A 19220-nucleotide genomic window follows, 5' to 3' on the forward strand; every position below is an offset into this window, starting at 1 on the left:
GTGATCATCGAACCCACGCTGCGCTCGGAGCTGTTGGCCGGGCAGGTCGCCATCATCACCGGCGGCGCCCGCGGCATCGGCGGCGCCACCGCCACCACCCTGGCCGCCAACGGTGCCCGCGTCGTGATCGCCGAGGTCGACAAGGCCAAGGCGGACGAAGCCGTCAAGACGCTCAACGACTCCTTCGGGCCCGACACCGCCTCGGCGTTCATCGCCGACCTGGTCGCCCCGGATGCCTGCGACGCCTTGGTCGCCCACACCATGGATACCTTCGGCGCCGTGGACATCGTGGTCAACAACGCCGGCTACGCCTGGGACGGCCGTGTGCACAGCATGACCGACGAGCAGTTCCAGGCCATGCTGGACATCCACCTGATCGTCCCGTTCCGGCTCGCCCGAGCGTGCGCACCGATCTTCCGCGCCGCCGTCAAGGCCGACGCCGAGGCCGGCCGGGTCCGGCACCGCAAGACCGTGATGGTCTCCTCGATGGCCGGCGCCTGGGGCCTGGACGGCGCCGCCAACTACGCCGCGGCCAAGGCGGGGATGCTCGGGCTGATGCGCTCCCTGGCCCAGGAATGGGGCGCCATGCACGTCAATGTCAACGCCGTCGCCTTCGGCATCATCCAGACCCGGTTCGCCCTCCCTCAGTCCGACCACGAGGTCATCCAGACCGGCGGCCGCACCATCCACGTCGGCATGCCCGCCAAACAAGCCCAGCGCATGGGCGTCCAGGTCGACCCCGACCGGGTTGTCACCGACGAGGAAATGTACGCGGCCAAGAAGCTCCCCGGGATGCTCCTCGGCCGCACAGGCACCATCCGAGAGGCCGCCGACTCCATCTTCTGGCTGTGCTCACCGCTGTCGGACTACGTCACCGGCCAGATGATCGCGGTCAATGGAGGCGCCCGCGGCGGAATGAGCTGACACCAGCCCTCACCCCCCATCGCACACCGGACGTGGCGGGCCCTCCGGCCCGCCATACGCCGCATCGCACCAGGTGAGGGGTTCAGGGATGAGTAGCCGCCGACAGGTCGGTGACGGTGAGTACGGCCAGCATGAGTGTGCGCAGCTCGGCCGCATGGCCGGGACGAGACCGGAAGCGTCGGGTCTGCGCGATGTCGTTGACCACGGCGAAGGCTGCGTGGACCTGGATACGAGCCTGCTTCTCCGGCAGCTGTGGCATCACGGTGATGACCAGGTCCGTCCAGTGCTGGGTGTACGCCCGCTGGAACCGGCGCAGTTCCGCCGCGGCACGCTGGGGCAGATTGCGGCCCTCGCTGAAGTAGGCCGCGACGAAGTCGTGATAGTCCACCACGGTGTCGACGTAGTAGCCGACGAGTAGGTCCAGGGTCCTGCGCGGTGGTTGACCGGCGGCGTACGCCTGTGCGGATGTCTGCCGCAGTCGGTCGCCAATGCGGTCGGCAATGGCCTGAAGCAGCTCGGTCTTGCCGCTGAAATGGCTGTAGATGCTCGGGCCCGTGATGCCGGCGGCCGCGCCGATGTCCTCCATCGTCACCGCGTGGTAGCCGCGGTCTCGGAACTGCTGTGCCGCGGCGGCCAGCAGCTGCTCGCGGCGGCTGTCCAGGATGGTCGGCTCCGGGTACGGCGACCGGCCCAGTGCGTCCGCCGTCGGCGTCCGGGGCTCGGCGGTGAGCACGTTCATGGCGATCGCGGTGAGCAGCCGTTCGAGTGCGGCCTGCGGCAGGCGTACCCGGTGATCGGAGATGCTGCCCAGCACACTGGCTCCGGCCCAGGCCAGCAGTTCGGCGTCGGCGGTCGGCAACTCCGGTCGCATCCGGCGCAGTTCGTCGACGATCAGATCCGCCGCGCGCGCCATGATCCGGGCCATGGCGGCTCGCTGCGGTCCGTGCAGGTGGCGCCGCTCGCGACGCCACAGTGCGCCGACCTCGCGGTGCCTGATCACATGGGCGGCCAGTTCCTCGTACACGCCGCGTAGCCGGTCGGCCGGGTCCGCGGAAGCATTCGGCGCCCCGGGGCCCAGCCGCTCGTCGACTATGCGCAGCAGTTGTTCGAGACCCGTCCGAAGAATGTGATCGAGAAGTGCCTGTTTGCTCGGAAAGTGTCGGTATATCGCGGGACCGCTGATCCCCGCGGCGGCGGCGATGTCGTTGACGGACACGTTGTGGTAGCTCTGCCGCGCGAACAGCTCAGCGGCGATCAGCGCGAGCTGGTCGCGCCGGCCCCGCGGTCTCGAACGCGTGGCGCTGCGCGCCTGCGGGGTCATTCCTCGTCCACCCAGGGGAGGAAGTCGGGCAGGCCGTCGCTCACCGGCGTCGAGAACTTGGGTGCCCGCTTCTCGAAGAACGACGCGATGCCTTCCGTTGCATCGGGTTTGCGGACGAGGTCGGCCACCAGTTGAGTCTCCAGGTCGTGGGCCCGCACGGGCGAGTCGAGAGGCGACATACGGTAAAGCATCTGCCGGGTGATGGCGACCGCCACCGGAGCCGCCCGGCTCACGATCCCGGCCGCCAGGTCGTATGCCGCCCCCAGCAGCGCCTCGGGCTCGTGGACGCTGTGCAGCAGCCCGGCCTCCCGTGCCTCCTGCGCGTCGAACACCCGGCCGCTCATCATCCAGTCGAGCGCCTTGGGCAACCCGACCAGACGAGGCAGGAACCAGGTGGAGCCGCCCTCGGCCACGATGCCCCGCCGAGTGAAGGGGAAGGCGAACTTGGCGGTGGTGGCGGCCAGCCGGATGTCGGCGGCCAGTGGAATGGTCGCGCCGGCGCCCACCGCGGCACCGTGAAGTACCGCGATGACCGGTTTGTTCATCGTGAAGATCCGCGACGACACCCAGCCGGCCGGTTCCATGGTGAGCTGCGGCAGGTCGTCCTCTCCCTGCCCGGTGACGTCGAAGCTGCCGCCGGACAGGTCGGCGCCGACACAGAAGTCCCGGCCGGCGCCGGTGAGCACCACGGCCCGCACCTCGTCGTCCGCGTCCGCGCGGTCAAAGGCATGCCGCAGCTCCTGAGCCATCCGGACCGTGAAGCCGTTGCGCGCCTCCGGCCGATCGAGCCTGATCGTCGCCACGCGCTCGGCCACAACGTAGCTCACCTGCTTGTACATGCTCATGGCAGCCCTCCGTTTGTTAGTCACCATTAGGCTTCAGTCTGCCCACAGGAATGGTTGACAGCAAGGGAATCTGCGTCTCATTGTTAATGAGCATTAGGAAGAAATGAATCGCAGAAGGAGGTTGGCACATGGGCGTGACGCGGTACAGGTCCCCCTGGGAGACAGCGGAGCTCGACGCCGTGCGGGAGCTGGCTCGCACCTTCTTCATGAAGGAGGCCGCGCCACTGGAGGAGAAGTTCGCGCGGCAGGGCCGGCCGGACCTGGAGCTCTGGCGACGGGCCGGTGAGCTCGGGCTGCTGTGTACTTCGATCCCTGAGGAGTACGGCGGTGGCGGCGGGACGGTCGCCCACGACATCGTGGTGTTCGACGAGCAACTGCGGGCCGGCGCGGGAGCGATGGCCCTGAGCGTGCACTCCGGGATCGTGGCCCCTTACCTGACCGCCTACGCCACCGAGGAGCAGAAGCGGCGGTGGCTGCCGAAGATGGCGAGCGGCGAGTTGCTCGGGTCGATCGCGATGACCGAGCCCGGGACCGGCTCGGACCTGCAGAACATCCAGACCCGCGCGGTGCGCGACGGCGACGAGTACGTCATCAGCGGGGCCAAGACCTTCATCACCAACGGCAAGAACGCCGGGCTGCTGGTCATCGCGGCGAAGACCGATCCGACCCAGGGGGCCAAGGGCGTATCCCTCATCGTGGCCGAGGTCGACGACGAGACACCCGGCTTCCAGCGCGGGCGGGTGCTGCAGAAGGTGGGCCAGAAGAGCACGGACACCGCCGAGCTGTTCTTCGATGAGATGCGGGTCCCGGCGGCCAACCTGCTGGGTCCCGAGGAGGGCCGGGGCTTCGTCCAGTTGATGCAGCAGCTGCCCCATGAGCGGCTGGTCATCGCCGCCCTCGGCCTGACCTGGATGGAGACCGCGGTCGAGGTGACGACCGAGTACGTCAAGCAGCGGCACGCGTTCGGCAAGCCGCTCATGGCCCTGCAGAACACCCGGTTCGAGCTGGCGGAATGCGCCACCCTCGCCCGCGTATGCCGGGTCTTCCTGGATGACTGCATCGCAAGCCACCTGCGCGGGGAGCTGGACGCCGTCACGGCGTCGATGGCGAAGTACTGGATCACCGACCGGCAGACCGAGGTCGTGGACCGCTGCGTGCAACTGCACGGCGGATACGGCTACATGCTCGAGTACCCGGTCGCCAGGATCTTCGCCGACGGCCGCATCCAGCGCATCTACGGCGGCGCCAACGAGGTCATGAAGGAGCTCATCGCCCGCTCGCTGTGAGCAGCCGGCGTAAGACGACGGAGAGGAAGAACTCCCTTGAGTACTGAAGCGTTTGTCTACGATGCGATCCGGACACCTCGGGGCAGGGGCAAGCAGACCGGCTCGCTGCACGGGGTCAAACCCGTCTCCCTGGTGGTCGGCCTCATCGACGAGGTGCGGCGCCGCCATCCCACGCTCGACCCGGACCTGATCGACGACATCGTGCTCGGCGTCGTCACGCCCGTCGGCGACCAGGGATCCGACATCGCCAAGACCGCGGCCCTGGCGGCGGGCCTGCCGGACACGACCGCCGGGGTGCAGCTCAACCGGTTCTGCGCCTCGGGCCTGGAAGCGGTGAACACCGCGGCACAGAAGGTGCGTTCGGGCTTCGAGGACCTGGTGCTGGCCGGCGGCGTGGAGTCGATGTCACGGGTGCCGATGGGGTCCGACGGCGGCGCCTGGGCCATGGACCCGGAAACCTCCTACGACACGTACTTCATCCCGCAGGGCATCGGCGCCGACCTGATCGCGACCCTCGAGGGCTTCTCCCGCGAGGACGTCGACCACTACGCGCTGCTCTCGCAGGAGCGGGCCGCGAAGGCGCAGGCAGGGGGCCGGTTCGCCAAGTCCGTCGTACCGGTGAAGGACCGCAACGGTCTGACCGTCCTCGACCACGACGAGTTCATCAGGCCGGACACCACACTGGAGGGGCTCGGAGTCCTGAGGCCCTCGTTCGCCTCCCTGGGCGAGTCCGCCGGGTTCGACGCCGTGGCCCTGCAGAAGTACCACCGGGTCGAGAGGATCGACCACGTGCACACGCCGGGCAACTCCTCCGGCATCGTCGACGGCGCCTCGCTCGTCGTCATCGGAAGCGAGCAGGTCGGCCGGGACGCCGGACTCACCCCGCGCGCCCGCGTCGTGGCGACCGCCGTGTCCGGCGCCGACTCCACGATCATGCTCACCGGTCCCGCTCCTGCCACCCGCAAGGCTCTCGCCAAGGCGGGCCTGACCATCGACGACATCGACCTGGTGGAGATCAACGAGGCGTTCGCCGCGGTCGTCCTGCGCTTCATGAAGGACATGGACCTGCCCATGGAGAAGGTGAACGTCAACGGCGGTTCCATCGCCATGGGCCATCCACTCGGTGCGACCGGCGCGATGATCCTCGGCACCGTGATCGACGAGCTGGAGCGGCGCGATCTGCGCTACGGCCTGTGCACGTTGTGCGTCGGCGGCGGGATGGGCATCGCCACCGTCGTCGAGCGCCTCTGACCCCCTCGCGACCCACGGAAATGAGTGACAGTGCAATGAGCGAGCAGAACTTCATCCGCTGGGAGCGGGACGCGGACGGCATCGTCGTCCTGACCATGGACGCTCCGGACCAGTCCGCCAACACGATGAACACCGCGTTCGTCGACGCCCTCGCGGTCGTCGTGGACCGGCTGGAGGCCGAGAAGGACGCGATCACCGGCGTGGTGGTCACCTCCGCGAAGAGGACCTTCTTCGCCGGCGGCGACCTGACTGAGCTCATCCGGACCGGGCCGCAGGACGCGGCGGCGTCGATGGCGTTCGTCACCCGCATCAAGAGCCTGCTGCGCCGACTGGAGACCCTGGGCAGGCCGGTCGTGGCGGCCATCAACGGTGCCGCGCTCGGCGGTGGCCTGGAGATCGCCCTGTCCTGCCACCACCGGATCGCTCTCGACGACGAAGGCACCCGGATCGGCCTGCCCGAGGTCACCCTCGGTCTGCTGCCGGGCGCCGGCGGCGTGACCCGCACGGTGCGGCTGCTCGGCATCGCCGCCGCCCTGCTCAAGGTGCTGCTGCAGGGGCAGCGTCACACGCCGGCCCAAGCGCTCGGAACGGGTCTGGTGCACGAGGTCGTCTCGACGCACGAGGAACTGCTGGCCCGGGCCAAGCAATGGGCGAAGGAGAATCCCGAGGCCGTCCAGCCCTGGGACGTCAAGGGCTACAGGATTCCCGGCGGTACCCCGGCGACCCCGGCCTTCGCGGCCGACCTCCCTGCGTTTCCCGCCACCCTGCGCCAGCAGCTCAAGGGCGCCAACTACCCTGCCCCGCGCAACATCCTGGCCGCCGCGGTCGAGGGGGCCCAGGTCGACATCGACACCGCGTTCGCCATCGAGGGCCGCTACTTCGTGGAACTGGTCACCGGTCAGATCTCGAAGAACATGACCCAGGCGTTCTTCTTCGACCTGCAGCACATCAACAGCGGCGGCAGTCGGCCAGGCGGCCACGGCACATGGCGGGCGAAGAAGGTCGCGGTGCTCGGCGCGGGCATGATGGGGGCCGGCATCGCCCATGTCTGCGCCCGCGGCGGCATGGAGGTGGTCCTCAAGGACGTCTCCGTCGAGGCCGCCGAGAAGGGCAAGGACTACTCGGTCACGCTGTGGGAGAAGTCCGTCGCCCGCGGCAGGACCACCCGCGAACAGGCCGAGAAGACGCTTGCCCGAATCACGCCCACGGCCGACCTCAAGGACCTGACCGGCTGCGACCTCGTCATCGAGGCGGTCTTCGAGAGCCCTGAGCTGAAGCGGAAGGTGTTCCAGGAGGTCGAGGACGTCGTCGAGTCCGGCGCGCTGCTCGGATCCAACACCTCGACACTTCCCGTCACCGGGCTGGCCGAGGGCGTGAAGGACCGGGAGAACTTCATCGGCCTGCACTTCTTCTCCCCGGTCGACAAGATGCAGCTGCTGGAGATCGTCGTCGGGGAGAAGACCTCGGACGCCGCGCTGGCGAAGGCCATCGACCTCGCCCGCCAGATAGGCAAGACCCCGATCGTCGTCAACGACAGCCGCGGATTCTTCACCAGCCGGGTGATCGGCACCTTCCTCGACGAGGCGGTAGCCATGGTCGGCGAAGGCATCCATCCGGCCTCCGTCGAACAGGCCGCGGGCCAGGCCGGTTACCCGGCCCCGGCGCTGCAGCTGATGGACGAGCTCACCCTCACGCTGCCGCGCAGGATCCGGGAGGAGACCAAGGCGGCGGCCCTGGCCGGGGGCATGGAATGGCAGGCGCACGGCTCCGAGGCCGTGATCGACCGCATGATCGACACGTACGGCCGCGCGGGCCGGTCCTCGGGTGCGGGCTTCTACGAGTACGCCGCCGGCAGGCGCACCGGCCTGTGGCCGGGCCTGGTCGAGCACTTCACCAAGCCCGGCCACGAGATCCCCTTCCGGGACATGCAGGAACGCATGCTGTTCGCCGAGGCCCTCGAAACGGTCCGCTGCTTCGACGAGGGCGTGCTCCGCTCCGTGCCCGACGCCAACATCGGTTCGCTGTTCGGCATCGGCTTCCCGGGCTGGACCGGTGGAGTCGTCCAGTACATCAACCAGTACGACGGCGGACCGGCCGGCTTCGTCGCCCGCGCCCGCGAACTCGCCGTGCAGTACGGCGATCGCTTCACCCCTCCCGCCTCCCTGGTCGAGAGGGCCGACAGGGGCGAGCTCTTCACCTGACCCACGGCCTGGGGCAGGTGCCCGCGCCGACGATGGCGCACGAACGCCGCCGCAGTCCCCTTCCCCGGGCACGGACCAACGCCGACCGCCCCTTCCGCCCACCCAGGAGGGCTGTATGTCCACCGCCGTTTCGGCCCCAACGCTCTACCGACCCAAGAACCCCGTCCGGTTCGTGACCGCGTCGAGTCTGTTCGACGGGCATGACGCGTCGATCAACATCATGCGGCGGATTCTGCAGTCCCAGGGAGCCGAGGTCATCCACCTCGGGCACAACCGCTCGGTGGCGGAAGTGGTCGACGCCGCACTGGAGGAGGACGTCCAGGGCGTGGCCGTCAGCTCCTACCAGGGCGGACACATCGAGTACTTCGCGTACCTGACGGAGCTGCTCCGCGAGCGCGGCGCCGGCCACGTGAAGGTCTTCGGCGGCGGGGGCGGCGTCATCGTCCCCGACGAGATCCGGCGCCTGGCCCGTGCCGGGGTGCGGATCTTCTCCCCCGAGGACGGCCAGCGGCTCGGTCTCGCCGGGATGATCAACTCCATGATCGAGGCATGCGACACCGCGCCCTGGGAGGACGCCCCGGCCCCGATCCCCGCCGTTCTGTCCGGTGAACGGCCCGCGCTGGCACGGGTGCTGACCGCACTGGAGGCGGTCTCGCTGTCGGCCCCGGAGCTCCGCGAACTCCGCCGGGCGGCACAGTCCCGTACGGTGCCCGTGCTGGGCATCACTGGGACGGGCGGGTCGGGCAAGTCCTCCCTCACCGACGAACTCGTCCGCCGGCTGCGTACCGACCAGCGGGACAAGCTGCGGATCGCGGTCCTGGCGGTCGACCCCACCCGCCGACGCGGCGGTGGAGCGCTGCTGGGCGACCGGATCCGGATGAACTCGCTGGACGGCGACCGGATCTTCTTCCGCTCGCTCGCGACACGCGGTGACAGCGAACTCCCCGAGGGCCTGGACGAGGCGATCATCGCCTGCAAGGCCGCCGGCTATGACCTGGTGATCGTGGAGACGCCGGGCATCGGCCAGGGCGACGCCGCGATCGTGCCGTACGCGGATGTGTCGCTGTACGTGATGACACCCGAGTTCGGTGCGGCCTCCCAGCTGGAGAAGATCGACATGCTCGACTTCGCCGACGTGGTGGCCGTCAACAAGTTCGAACGCCGGGGAGCCGCAGACGCGATGCGGGACGTTGCCCGCCAACTCGTCCGCAACCGCGAAGCGTTCGGCTCCGGACCGGAGGACATGCCGGTCTTCGGCACCAGCGCGGCCACCTTCAACGACGACGGCGTCACCGCCCTCTACCAGCATCTGCGCGGCCTGCTCGGCGAGCGCGGCCTGCCCGTGAGGGCCGGTGCGCTCCCCGAGGTCCCAGTGCGCCGATCCACCGGTGCCGCCCAGGTCGTGCCCCCCGCGCGGGTACGGTACCTGGCCGAGATCGCCGAGTCCGTACGCCGATACCACGCCGGTACCGCCGACCAGTCCGATGCGGCCCGGCGCGTGCAGCGCCTGACCGCCGTCCGTGCCGAGCTGGCCGCCGCCGGCACCGCGACCGACGACATCGACGCTCTGCTCGCACAGGCGCGGGACCATCTGGCCACCGAGGCAGGCAGGTTGCTCGCCGACTGGCCGGAGACGTTGCGTGCGTACTCGGGCGATGAGCTGGTGGTCACCGTACGGAACCGCGAACTGCGCACGGCCCTGGTACGCGAGTCGCTCGCCGGCAGCCGCATCCCGCGCGTCGCGCTCCCCCGGTACACCGATCACGGCGAGCTTCTGCGGTTCCTGCGCAGCGAGAACCTGCCCGGGCGCTTCCCCTTCACCGCAGGTGTGTTCCCGTTCAAGCGCGAGGGCGAGGACCCCGCCCGGATGTTCGCCGGCGAGGGCGATCCGCAGCGCACCAACCGGCGGTTCCACTACCTGTCCAAGGACAGCGAGGCCACCCGGCTGTCCACCGCCTTCGACTCGGTCACCCTCTACGGCCGCGATCCCGACGCGCGCCCCGACATCTACGGCAAGATCGGCACCTCCGGCGTCTCCGTCGCCACCCTGGAGGACATGAAGGCGCTGTACGACGGCTTCGACCTCGTCGCGCCCACCACCTCGGTGTCCATGACCATCAACGGACCCGCGCCCACCCTCCTCGCCTTCTTCCTCAACACCGCCATCGACCAGCAACTCAATGCCGTCCGAGCCGAACTCGGCCGCGAGCCGACCGCCGAGGAGGCCGACGCCACCCGCGCCCGCACCCTGCAATCGGTGCGCGGCACCGTTCAGGCGGACATCCTCAAGGAGGACCAGGGCCAGAACACGTGCCTGTTCTCCACCGAGTTCTCGTTGCGGATGATGACCGACGTCCAGGAGTGGTTCATCCAGGAGGGCGTGCGTAACTTCTACTCCGTGTCCATCTCCGGCTACCACATCGCCGAGGCCGGGGCCAACCCGCTCAGCCAGCTCGCCTTCACCCTGGCGAACGGCTTCACCTACGTCGAGGCCTACCTGGCCCGGGGCATGGACATCGACGACTTCGCGCCCAACCTCTCCTTCTTCTTCTCCAACGGCATGGATCCGGAGTACTCCGTCCTCGGACGCGTCGCCCGCCGCATCTGGGCGGTGGCCATGCGGGAGCGCTACGGCGCGAACGAGCGCAGCCAGAAGCTGAAATACCACGTGCAGACCTCCGGCCGCTCCCTGCACGCCCAGGAGATGGACTTCAACGACATCCGCACCACCCTGCAGGCGCTCATCGCCCTCTACGACAACTGCAACAGCCTGCACACCAACGCCTACGACGAGGCGGTGACCACCCCGACCGAGGAGTCCGTCCGCCGGGCCCTGGCGATCCAGCTGATCATCAACCGGGAGTGGGGCCTGGCGATGAACGAGAACCCACTGCAGGGCTCGTTCGTCATCGACGAGCTCACCGACCTGGTCGAGGAGGCGGTGCTGCGGGAGTTCGAGCGGATCAGCGAACGAGGCGGCGTACTCGGAGCCATGGAGACCGGCTACCAGCGCGGCCGCATCCAGGACGAGTCGATGCTCTACGAGCAGCGCAAGCACGACGGCACGCTGCCGATCATCGGTGTCAACACCTTTCGCAACCCCCACGCGGACGCCGGCGCGCCCGGCACCATCGAGCTGGCGCGCGCGACCGAGGAGGAGAAGCAGTCCCAGCTGGCACGCGTACACGACTTCCAGGCCCGTCACCGCGACCAGGCGTACGCCGCCCTGGCCGCCCTGAAGGATGCGGCGACGAGCGGACGCAACGTGTTCGCCGTCCTCATGGACGCCGCACGCGTCTGCACCCTGCAGCAGATCACGGAGGCGTTCTTCGAGGTCGGCGGCGAGTACCGCCGCAACGTCTGAAGCGCAACCTGGCAATCGTCCGGTCGTTGCACGACTTCCGCCGCTTCGGCCGAACGCCCCGGAAGTACTGGTCGGACCGTCTTCGAGGGCCTCTCTTCCGCAGCCGCGGAAATGGGCAGACCTGCTACGTCGGCTCGCGGGTGCTGGCACCCGCGAGCCGTTACGAGGAGGTTCTCGACGCGGTGACCGCAATGGCCGCGTCCCTGCCCATGGGGCCCCTGCGACTCGGCGACAGCGCTCGGGCCGGTCGTCTCCGCCAGACAGCGGGAGCGAGTCGAGCACTACGTCACCCTCGGCAGGGACGCCGGTGCACGGCTGACGACAGGCGGCGGCCGCCCCAAGCATCTCAACCGCGGCTGGTACGTCGAGCCGACCGTGTTCGGCGACGTACGCAACGACATGACCATCACGCCACCGACGTGGGAGCTGTCAGGTGAGACATCAGGCCGACTGTACGGTTGGCTTGCCGGACGATCGTCAAGGCGGATTTCTCGGTGGCCGGAGCAGTGGAACAGACTCGGGACCGGATGCTCCAAACGGCACCGAGCCGACGGCGCACTGTCGGCACAAGGACGAGTACTCTCCAGGCGACCGTAGGCGTGACCTGATCGACTGGAGATCCTCTGGCGCCAGCGGCCTGTTCCGATCTGCACGGGCTCATGGCATGCTGCCATCCCGGAGACCAGCGGCCTCTCGCAGCTCGCGAAGAACACGGCGGAGCGGCTGTGGTCATGCATCATGCACGTAGCGGGGGCCGCCGACAGCACGAATCCGGGTGAACGGCAGCACCCGGCCGTCGGCCAAGGCGCAGGGCCGAAAAGAGCTTACTTGTTAAGCCACCAACAAGTACGTACCGTATTGGTATGTCGTCCCGCACACCGACCCCGCCCACGCCGAGTACTTCCTCCTCAGCCCCGGACGCCGAGTCGGGGCCCGGCCCGGCCGAGCCTCATACACCTTCCCGCCGGCGCAGCCAGGAAGAGCGGCGCAGCCAGGCCGAGCAGTCGCTGCTGGATGCCGCCGTCAGGCTGTTCGCCCGCCGGGGTATCGACCAGACCTCACTGGCCGAGGTGGGCGAGGAGGCCGGCTACAGCCGCGGTCTCGCCAGTCACCACTTCGGCTCCAAGGCGGCACTGGTGGAGCGGCTGGCCCAACGCAGCCAGCGCCACTTCGTCGAGAGCCTGGGAGAGATCGGCGGCCATGAGGTGCGAGCGCTGGTGGCGCTCGTCGAGGCCTATCTGACGGCGCTCAGCCAGAACCGGGGCGAGGTGCGGGCCTTCTACGTCATGTGGGGCGCTGCCCTGCCTGAGGAGGCAGCGCTGCGTTCGGTGTTCGTAGCCGACGACGCACGCTTCCGCCAGGCCATCGAAGAGCTGGTGCGGGCCGGTCAGCAGAACCGGACGGTCAGGTCCGGCGTAGACCCTGTCGGTGTGTCCATCGCGCTGGTCGGCCAACTGCGAGGCGTCGCCGCGCAGTTCCTGATCGACACCGAGGGCGTCGACCTGGACGCCGCGCGCACCGCCTGCATCCAGTTCGTTCATCACGCATTGACCCCCGGTCCGGCAGAGCAGCCGGCGGAGTAGGGGTCCAAATGGCACCTGAGCCAGGTCCACCGGAGTTCTGGCACGCATGTGGCCGGACACGTCAGTCGTGATGCCCGGGCCGGGCGAACGGCTGGGGACGTGCCCGGCTGGATGTCGAGTGGTCGGTGATCCAACGGGCGGTGCGGAAGCCCGGTATCCCTCCGCTCCCGCGGCCCCCCTCTCCCGCTGACCCCACACCACCGCCATGAGAGGACATCAACCCATGCGTATCGGGATGGCACTCGACTACAGGGGCGGTTTCACCGACACAGTCGAGGAGTTGCGCGACCTGGAGTCAGCAGGGCTCGACATGGTCTTCGTCGCCGAGGGGTACTCGTTCGACGCGGTCAGCCAGCTCGGTTATATCGCGGCGAAGACCGATCGGCTGGAGATCGCCACCGGGATCCTCCAGTTCTACTCACGGACACCGACGTTGACCGCCATGACGGCGGCCGGGCTCGATCACGTTTCCGGCGGCCGGTTCACTCTCGGCCTCGGCGCCTCCGGGCCGCAAGTCGTGGAGGGCTTTCACGGCGTGCCGTACCACGCGCCGTTGGCGCGCACTCGTGAAATCGTCGAGATCTGCCGGTCAGTGTGGCGCCGTGAAGCGGTGGTCCATTCCGGCAAGCACTACCAGGTGCCGCTCCCTCCGGGGGAGGGCACGGGCCTCGGCAAGCCCCTCAAGCTGGTCCAGCACCCGGTCCGTGACCGCATCCCCATTCTCCTGGCGGCCATCGGTCCGAAAAACGTGGCGCTGGCGGCCGAAGTGGCCGAGGGGTGGGCGCCTGTCTTCTTCTATCCGGAGAAGGCGAACACCGTGTGGGGTGAGGCACTCACCGATGGCAAGGCCAAACGTCCTCCCGAACTGGGAGAGCTCGATATCTGTGTCAGCGCGGTGACAGTTTCCATCGGCGACGGTGAACACAGTGCGGCCTTGCACGCGGCGCGATCCCGGCTGGCGCTCTATATCGGCGGTATGGGCGCTCGCGAAAAGAACTTCTACAACGACCTCGCCTGCCGCTACGGGTTCGAGGCCGAAGCCAGAAAGATCCAGGATCTCTACCTGGCAGGCAGCAAGGACGAGGCCGTCGCGGCGGTACCCGAGGAACTTGTACGCGGGACGACACTCATAGGAAGCGCCGACGAGGTGAAGGCCCGCGTCGCCGCTTATCGGAACGCCGGGGTGACGACGCTCTCCGTCGGTTTCGGGGGTGCGACAGCTTCTCGCTCGCGACTCGATCAGATTGAACAGCTCGCCGAGTTCTGCCACTGAAGCCACCTGACTCAACGCCCGGTTCATCAATTTGTTGAAATCAGCCAGGGCGAGTGGGGGGAAGGCCGCTCCCAGTCAGCGAGGCGGTACTCCGGGCTTGCACCCGCTCGGCGCTCTGGCGGTAGCCCTCACACCGAGGGTGATGGTGCTCGACGTGGACAGTCGATGCTTCGACTCGTCGGCCTTCGTGTCTGACCGCTACTGGTGCTTGCCGCCGCCCGAACGACGGGCCGCGCCCCCTGGAAATCCATCGCCGCAACTGGACGATCGTCAAGCTCTCAACTTGACGATCGTCCAGTACGAGAGCAGAGTGGAACTGGACGACCGTCCAGTCGTTCTGTGGCAGCGGGTCCTACAAATCCGCTGGTTGCTTCCGATTGCATCAAGCTAGACGAGGTCATCATGAGTACGACGGAACAGAGCATCCGGCACCCCGAACGCTTGATCAACTTTGAGGAAGCCAGGTCCAGGCACGGCGCCAAGGCCGACTTCATGGCAGAGATGCTTCAAGTCGGCGATCCGCTCGCCGACGCCGTCATCGTCGAGATGGACGAGCTCGGCAAGGAGGCCAGGCGGTTCATCAACGCCGGTCTGGCGGACGGGCTGGACAGCCTGACCGACCCGCCGCCCGCCATCGCCGCCTGGCTGCGCCACCTGGAGACGGTCCCGGAGTGGGTCGACCGGGCCGCGCTGGAGGCGGGAGAGGTCGGATACCTGTCGATCAATCCCCTGTGGGCGAGCCTGGCGGAGGTCAGCAGCAAGCTGAGCGATGTCTACGCCTCGCCCCCCATCGCCAAGCTGCTCGTCCAGACGGGCCCCCTCGCCAAGATGGCACCGCGGCGGCTGGCGGAGACCGGTATGTGGCAGGCGCAGACCAGGGCCCCCGGGGGGCTGCTGCGCGGCGCACCGGGATACGTGCAGACCGCGCAGGTCCGCCTGCTGCACGCGCGTGTGCGGGCGACCTCGCTGAAGCACGGCTGGAACAGCGAGCAGTGGGGCGTCCCCATCAACCAGGTCGACCTCGCCCGTACCTGGCTGGACTTCACGGTCGTACCGCAACTGGCCATGGAGAAGCTCGGGATCGTCTTCGGCGACGAGGAGCAGCACGCCATCTACCGCTACTGGTGGTACATCGCCCACCTGTTGGGCCTGGATGAGCGCTTCTACCTCGAATACGGCAACAACACCCAGGCGCTGGTACTGAAGGACCTGCTGGACGTCACCATCGCCGAGCCGGACGAGAACTCCCGGCTGCTGACCGAGGCGCAGTTGGACGCCGGAGCGGACATCCTGGCCGCCGGGCAACTGGGCATGGACAAGCCCGTGGTGCGTGATCTGCTCAACGGCCTGCTGCGGTACTTCCACGGTGACGAGCTGGCGGACGGACTGGGGGTCCCGCCGTCACAGACGACGCCGCTGATTCCGCTGCTCGTGGCGGCCTGTGCCCAGGCGTGGCACGTTCAGCGCAGTACGCCGGAAGGCGCCGCGCAGGCGCTGCGGGAGCACACCGTAGGCAACCTGGCCATCACCGTTGGCGAGCTGCCCGGCGGCGGAGCGTCCTCCTACGAGAAGCATGCCGAAGACGCGGACACGGCGGCCTCATCAGCATGACGACATCTCCGCACCGCCCCGCACCTGTGCCGTCTCAAGTCCCTGGAGAGGTCATGAAGCACGACTACCGATCACTGTTCATCGGCGGTGAATGGGTACCGGCTGCCGACGCCGAGGTGAACACCGTGATAGCGGCGTCCACCGAGGAACCCATGGGACGCACTCCGCTCGGCGGCGCCAAGGACATCGACGCGGCCGTCGCGGCAGCTCGCCGGGCCTTCGACGGCACCGGCTGGTCCGACCTCGCACCAGGCGAGCGAGCCGACGCCCTGGAACGCTTTGCCACCGCGTTGGAGGCCCGCGCCCAGCGGATCGCCGAGACGGTCACGGGAGAAATCGGCATGCCGATCTCTCTGTCGAAGCAGGTCAACGGCAGTTTCGGACCTGCGGTCCTGCGCTACTACGCCGGACTGGCACGCACGTTGCCGCTGACGGAGGACCGCGTGGCCTTCCGCGGGGGCACCACACAGGTGCGACGCGAACCCGTCGGGGTGGTCGGCGCCATTGTGGCGTGGAACTATCCGCAGCCGCTGGCCATGATGAAGATCGCGCCCGCGCTGGCCGCCGGGTGCACCATCGTTCTCAAGCCGGCGCTGGAGACGGCCCTCGACGCCAACATCGTGGCGGATGCCGCAGCCGAGGCCGGCCTGCCCCCCGGCGTGTTCAACGTGGTGCCCGGCGGACTCGAGGCGGGCGAGGCCCTGGTCGCCCACCCGGGCGTGAACAAGGTCGCTTTCACCGGCTCCACACCGGCCGGCCGCAGCATCGGCGAGGTCTGCGGCCGGCTCCTGCGCCCGGTCACTCTTGAACTCGGCGGCAAGTCCGCGGCCGTCATCCTGGACGACGCCGACCTGGAGGCCACCGTGGCGGGGCTGGCCAGGGTGTCCTTCCCCAACAGTGGACAGACGTGCTACGCCAGCACACGGGTGCTGGCACCCGTGAGCCGTTACGAGGAGGTTCTCGACGCGGTGACCACAATGGCCGCGTCCCTGCCCATGGGTGACCCGTTCGACCCGGCGACGGCGCTCGGGCCGGTCGTCTCCGCCAGACAGCGGGAGCGAGTCGAGCACTACATCGCCCTGGGCAGGGACGCCGGTGCGAGGCTGACGACTGGCGGCGGCCGTCCCAAGCATCTGAACCGCGGCTGGTACGTCGAGCCGACCGTGTTCGGCGACGTGCGCAACGACATGACCATCGCGCAGGAGGAGATCTTCGGTCCGGTCGTGGTGGTCATCCCCTACCGCGACGAGGAGGAGGCAGTCACACTCGCCAACGACTCCGAGTACGGCCTCGGCGGCAGCGTGTGGACCTCCGACATCGACCGGGGCACAGCTCTGGCGGGCCGGATCCAGACAGGCACCGTCGGCATCAACGGTTACACGCTGGACTTCGCCTCACCCTTCGGCGGCTACAAGGCAAGCGGACTGGGCCGTGAACTCGGGCCCGAAGGCCTGCACGCGTACTTCCAGCTCAAGTCCGTCTACCTGCCCACCTGATTCAGTCCCGAAATGCCGGCCGCGCCTCAGCGGGACGGGCGCGACCGGCGGGCGGCGCTGCACGCTTTCGTTCGGAGGTACCCCTGGTGCTCCGTCCCCGACGCGGGAGTAGGCGACGCGACTGATCCCTCCGACAGGCCGGGCGCGTGGGGAACGGTCAGAGTGAAGCATGGTCCGATTGTAGAGTTCGCGTGCTGGACGATCGTCAAGCATCCATGGAGACGGCACAGCGGGGCCGAGGAGGACTACGGTGGCCGAGGCAGTGGAACAGACCCGGGACCGCATGATTCGTACGGCACTCGCTCTGTTCGGGGAGCACGGTTACGAGGGCACCTCGATCCAGATGATCGCTTCGTCGATGGACCTGTCCAAGGCGGCTGTCTCCTACCATTTCCCCACCAAGGAGATCCTGCTCAACGCCGTGGGGGAGCCTGCGTTCGCCGATCTGAAGGTGTTCCTCGACGAGATGGGCGACAAACCCTCGAAGCCCGGGCGTCGCCGGCAGGCGCTCGAGGAGTACGTACGGTTGATGGTGAAGCACCGAGCGTTCCTGGCCTTCTTGGCGCGCGGTGGCAAAGCCGGACTCACCGAACCCGTTCGGTCCAAGTGGAATATGGTCACCGCCAGGATCGAGGAGCTCTTCGGTGGTGACTTGGACGATCCGGCCGAACGCGTCTACATCTTCGCCGCCACCCGCGGCCTGGCCGTGGCATCCGCCGCTTTCCCCGAGTTCACCGACGACGAGCTGCGCGATCACCTGCTCACCGCAGCGGAACGAGTACTCACACGACCACGCCGACGGTCCACCAGAGACACAACGCCAAACACCCCCGAATCGGCGGTAGGCACAGACTGATCGGCCGGGTTACCAGCTAGTCCTGCCAGTGCGCCTGCCCCTGCACGCCCTCGCCGGGGACAACCTTGCCGCAGCGAGTCCCGGGGTCCCGGAGATAGGGCCAGAAGTCATCGTCATGGTTGGGGCGGTGGCGAACCGTACCCGCAAGTCCGGCAGTTCGTTGACGTCCGGTACACGCCAGGGCTAGGGGCCATTGGCGAGGGAGCCGTCGGCGAGCAGAGAGACCGGGTTCGGTAGGTGAGCGCGATCCGGGCCGCCTCCATGGCCGCGTCAAAGCAGTTCCCGGGCGCGGCGCGCGCCGCGACGGGCACGGGTGCATCGCCGTTGCGGCCGTACATGGCCTGCAGCAAGTCGGCCTGTTCGGTCTTGGTTGGCAGGCCGGTCGAGGGGCCCCCGCGCTGGACGTCGATGATCAGCAGCGGCTGCAGCGAGACCGATGGTCTCCGACTTCAGGGCCACCCCGGGCCCAGAGGTCGTCGTCACGCCCAGGGCACCGCCGAACGCCGCCCCGATGCCGGAGATCTCGTCCTCGGCCTGGAAGGTCCGCACGCCCACCGCGGTCGCCATCGCGGACACGGTGGCCGCGGATCCGGCGCTGGCGCGAGCCGTGGTCCGGTCGGCCCGCCAAGTGATCGGACCGCCGGCCCTGTCCTGGGAGGTCGCGCTGGAGCTGGAACTCAATCCCCAACTGTGGTCGATGGACCGGCGCGGCGAGCGCCGCTCTACCCCGGACCGCGACCGGCCACGACTCGGTCCGGTTCGGACACTGAGTGAAGGGCAACTCGTCGAGCGCGGGGACGGGGTCGTCGACCAGCGGATGAGTGAGGGGACCGCGCGAGGTACGAAGCCGAGTTCTCGCGCATATCGCTGGCCTGTGCCGATATAGCCGACGGCGGCGAACCACGTCGCCGTGCGAGGGGACCGCATACGGTCGAGCGCGACGAGGACGCCGATCTCGACTTGGGGCCGGAGGTACGAAGGCTCCCAGAACGGCCATCCTGGAGGCCTTCGCCGGGCACCGATGCGAGGTCGGTCCGGACACCACCTGCGGCTTTACGGGCCTGACCGGCGTCCACATTTTTGCGAGACGCCCTCCGGTGCCACACCGCAACCACCAGCCAGCCCCCCAACGACAACTCCCTGCGGCCTGGGCACATTGCGCTTCCCACAGCTGCCGTCAGCTGCGGCTGATGTCCTCGTGCTGGACGA

At 68.6% G+C, this 19220-nt stretch carries 13 protein-coding genes and 2 pseudogenes; 12 read left to right on the forward strand and 3 right to left on the reverse strand.

Annotation, left to right across the window (positions count from 1 at the left end):
* Nucleotides 1-924, forward strand: coding sequence for an SDR family oxidoreductase (locus tag AB0D27_RS24355; RefSeq protein ID WP_362512425.1), 924 nt, complete (start codon nt 1-3; stop codon nt 922-924).
* 82 nt (nt 925-1006) lie between these two features.
* On the opposite strand, the gene AB0D27_RS24360 is transcribed toward AB0D27_RS24355, so the two are convergent.
* Together AB0D27_RS24360 and AB0D27_RS24365 are read right to left on the reverse strand one after the other, a co-directional pair.
* Entirely contained in the window at nt 1007-2245 is a 1239-nt protein-coding gene (locus AB0D27_RS24360; RefSeq protein WP_362512428.1) for a TetR family transcriptional regulator, read from the reverse strand.
* The gene (locus AB0D27_RS24365) at nt 2242-3090 is read right to left on the reverse strand and encodes an enoyl-CoA hydratase-related protein (RefSeq protein ID WP_362512430.1); all 849 of its coding nucleotides are present in this window, start codon (nt 3088-3090) and stop codon (nt 2242-2244) included. Before AB0D27_RS24365 ends, AB0D27_RS24360 begins: the two co-directional genes overlap by 4 nt.
* Nucleotides 3091-3218: 128 nt before the next feature.
* Between AB0D27_RS24365 and AB0D27_RS24370 the strand changes: the two genes are divergently transcribed.
* From AB0D27_RS24370 to AB0D27_RS24415, 10 genes and pseudogenes are all read left to right on the forward strand, one after another.
* Nucleotides 3219-4376: an acyl-CoA dehydrogenase family protein gene (locus AB0D27_RS24370; RefSeq protein ID WP_362512433.1), complete on the forward strand. Its 1158-nt coding sequence runs from the start codon at nt 3219-3221 to the stop codon at nt 4374-4376.
* Nucleotides 4377-4412: 36 nt separating this feature from the next.
* Complete coding sequence (locus tag AB0D27_RS24375; RefSeq protein WP_362512436.1) at nt 4413-5627, forward strand: acetyl-CoA C-acetyltransferase; 1215 nt, start codon at nt 4413-4415, stop codon at nt 5625-5627.
* Between the two features lie 35 nt (nt 5628-5662).
* Nucleotides 5663-7828, forward strand: a complete 2166-nt coding sequence (locus tag AB0D27_RS24380) for a 3-hydroxyacyl-CoA dehydrogenase NAD-binding domain-containing protein (protein WP_362512439.1) — start codon at nt 5663-5665, stop codon at nt 7826-7828.
* A 115-nt stretch (nt 7829-7943) separates the two neighbouring features.
* Nucleotides 7944-11192 (forward strand): fused isobutyryl-CoA mutase/GTPase IcmF, encoded by a 3249-nt coding sequence (gene icmF / locus AB0D27_RS24385; RefSeq protein WP_362512442.1) that lies wholly within the window; start codon nt 7944-7946, stop codon nt 11190-11192.
* Between the two features lie 276 nt (nt 11193-11468).
* Nucleotides 11469-11789 (forward strand): annotated as a pseudogene (locus AB0D27_RS24390) (aldehyde dehydrogenase family protein); the annotation flags it as partial.
* A gap of 266 nt (nt 11790-12055) precedes the next feature.
* Nucleotides 12056-12775, forward strand: coding sequence for a TetR family transcriptional regulator (locus tag AB0D27_RS24395; protein WP_362512444.1), 720 nt, complete (start codon nt 12056-12058; stop codon nt 12773-12775).
* Between the two features lie 223 nt (nt 12776-12998).
* Nucleotides 12999-14048, forward strand: a complete 1050-nt coding sequence (locus AB0D27_RS24400; protein ID WP_362512447.1) for an LLM class F420-dependent oxidoreductase — start codon at nt 12999-13001, stop codon at nt 14046-14048.
* Between the two features lie 402 nt (nt 14049-14450).
* Nucleotides 14451-15659: an oxygenase MpaB family protein gene (locus AB0D27_RS24405; RefSeq protein WP_362512450.1), complete on the forward strand. Its 1209-nt coding sequence runs from the start codon at nt 14451-14453 to the stop codon at nt 15657-15659.
* 53 nt (nt 15660-15712) lie between these two features.
* The gene (locus AB0D27_RS24410) at nt 15713-17155 is read left to right on the forward strand and encodes an aldehyde dehydrogenase (protein ID WP_362512453.1); all 1443 of its coding nucleotides are present in this window, start codon (nt 15713-15715) and stop codon (nt 17153-17155) included.
* A gap of 250 nt (nt 17156-17405) precedes the next feature.
* Nucleotides 17406-18011 (forward strand): TetR/AcrR family transcriptional regulator, encoded by a 606-nt coding sequence (locus tag AB0D27_RS24415; RefSeq protein WP_362512456.1) that lies wholly within the window; start codon nt 17406-17408, stop codon nt 18009-18011.
* Between the two features lie 76 nt (nt 18012-18087).
* Here the strand turns inward: AB0D27_RS24415 and AB0D27_RS24420 are convergent.
* Nucleotides 18088-18563: pseudogene (locus AB0D27_RS24420) on the reverse strand (2-oxoglutarate ferredoxin oxidoreductase subunit alpha); the annotation flags it as partial.
* Here AB0D27_RS24420 and AB0D27_RS24425 point away from each other — a divergent pair.
* Nucleotides 18448-18897 (forward strand): hypothetical protein, encoded by a 450-nt coding sequence (locus tag AB0D27_RS24425; RefSeq protein ID WP_362512561.1) that lies wholly within the window; start codon nt 18448-18450, stop codon nt 18895-18897. The pseudogene AB0D27_RS24420 and the gene AB0D27_RS24425 overlap by 116 nt on opposite strands.
* Nucleotides 18898-19220 lie beyond the last annotated feature (323 nt).

Origin of the sequence: Streptomyces sp. NPDC048415, assembly GCF_040651675.1 — a bacterium.
In the GTDB taxonomy this organism is placed as follows: domain Bacteria; phylum Actinomycetota; class Actinomycetes; order Streptomycetales; family Streptomycetaceae; genus Streptomyces.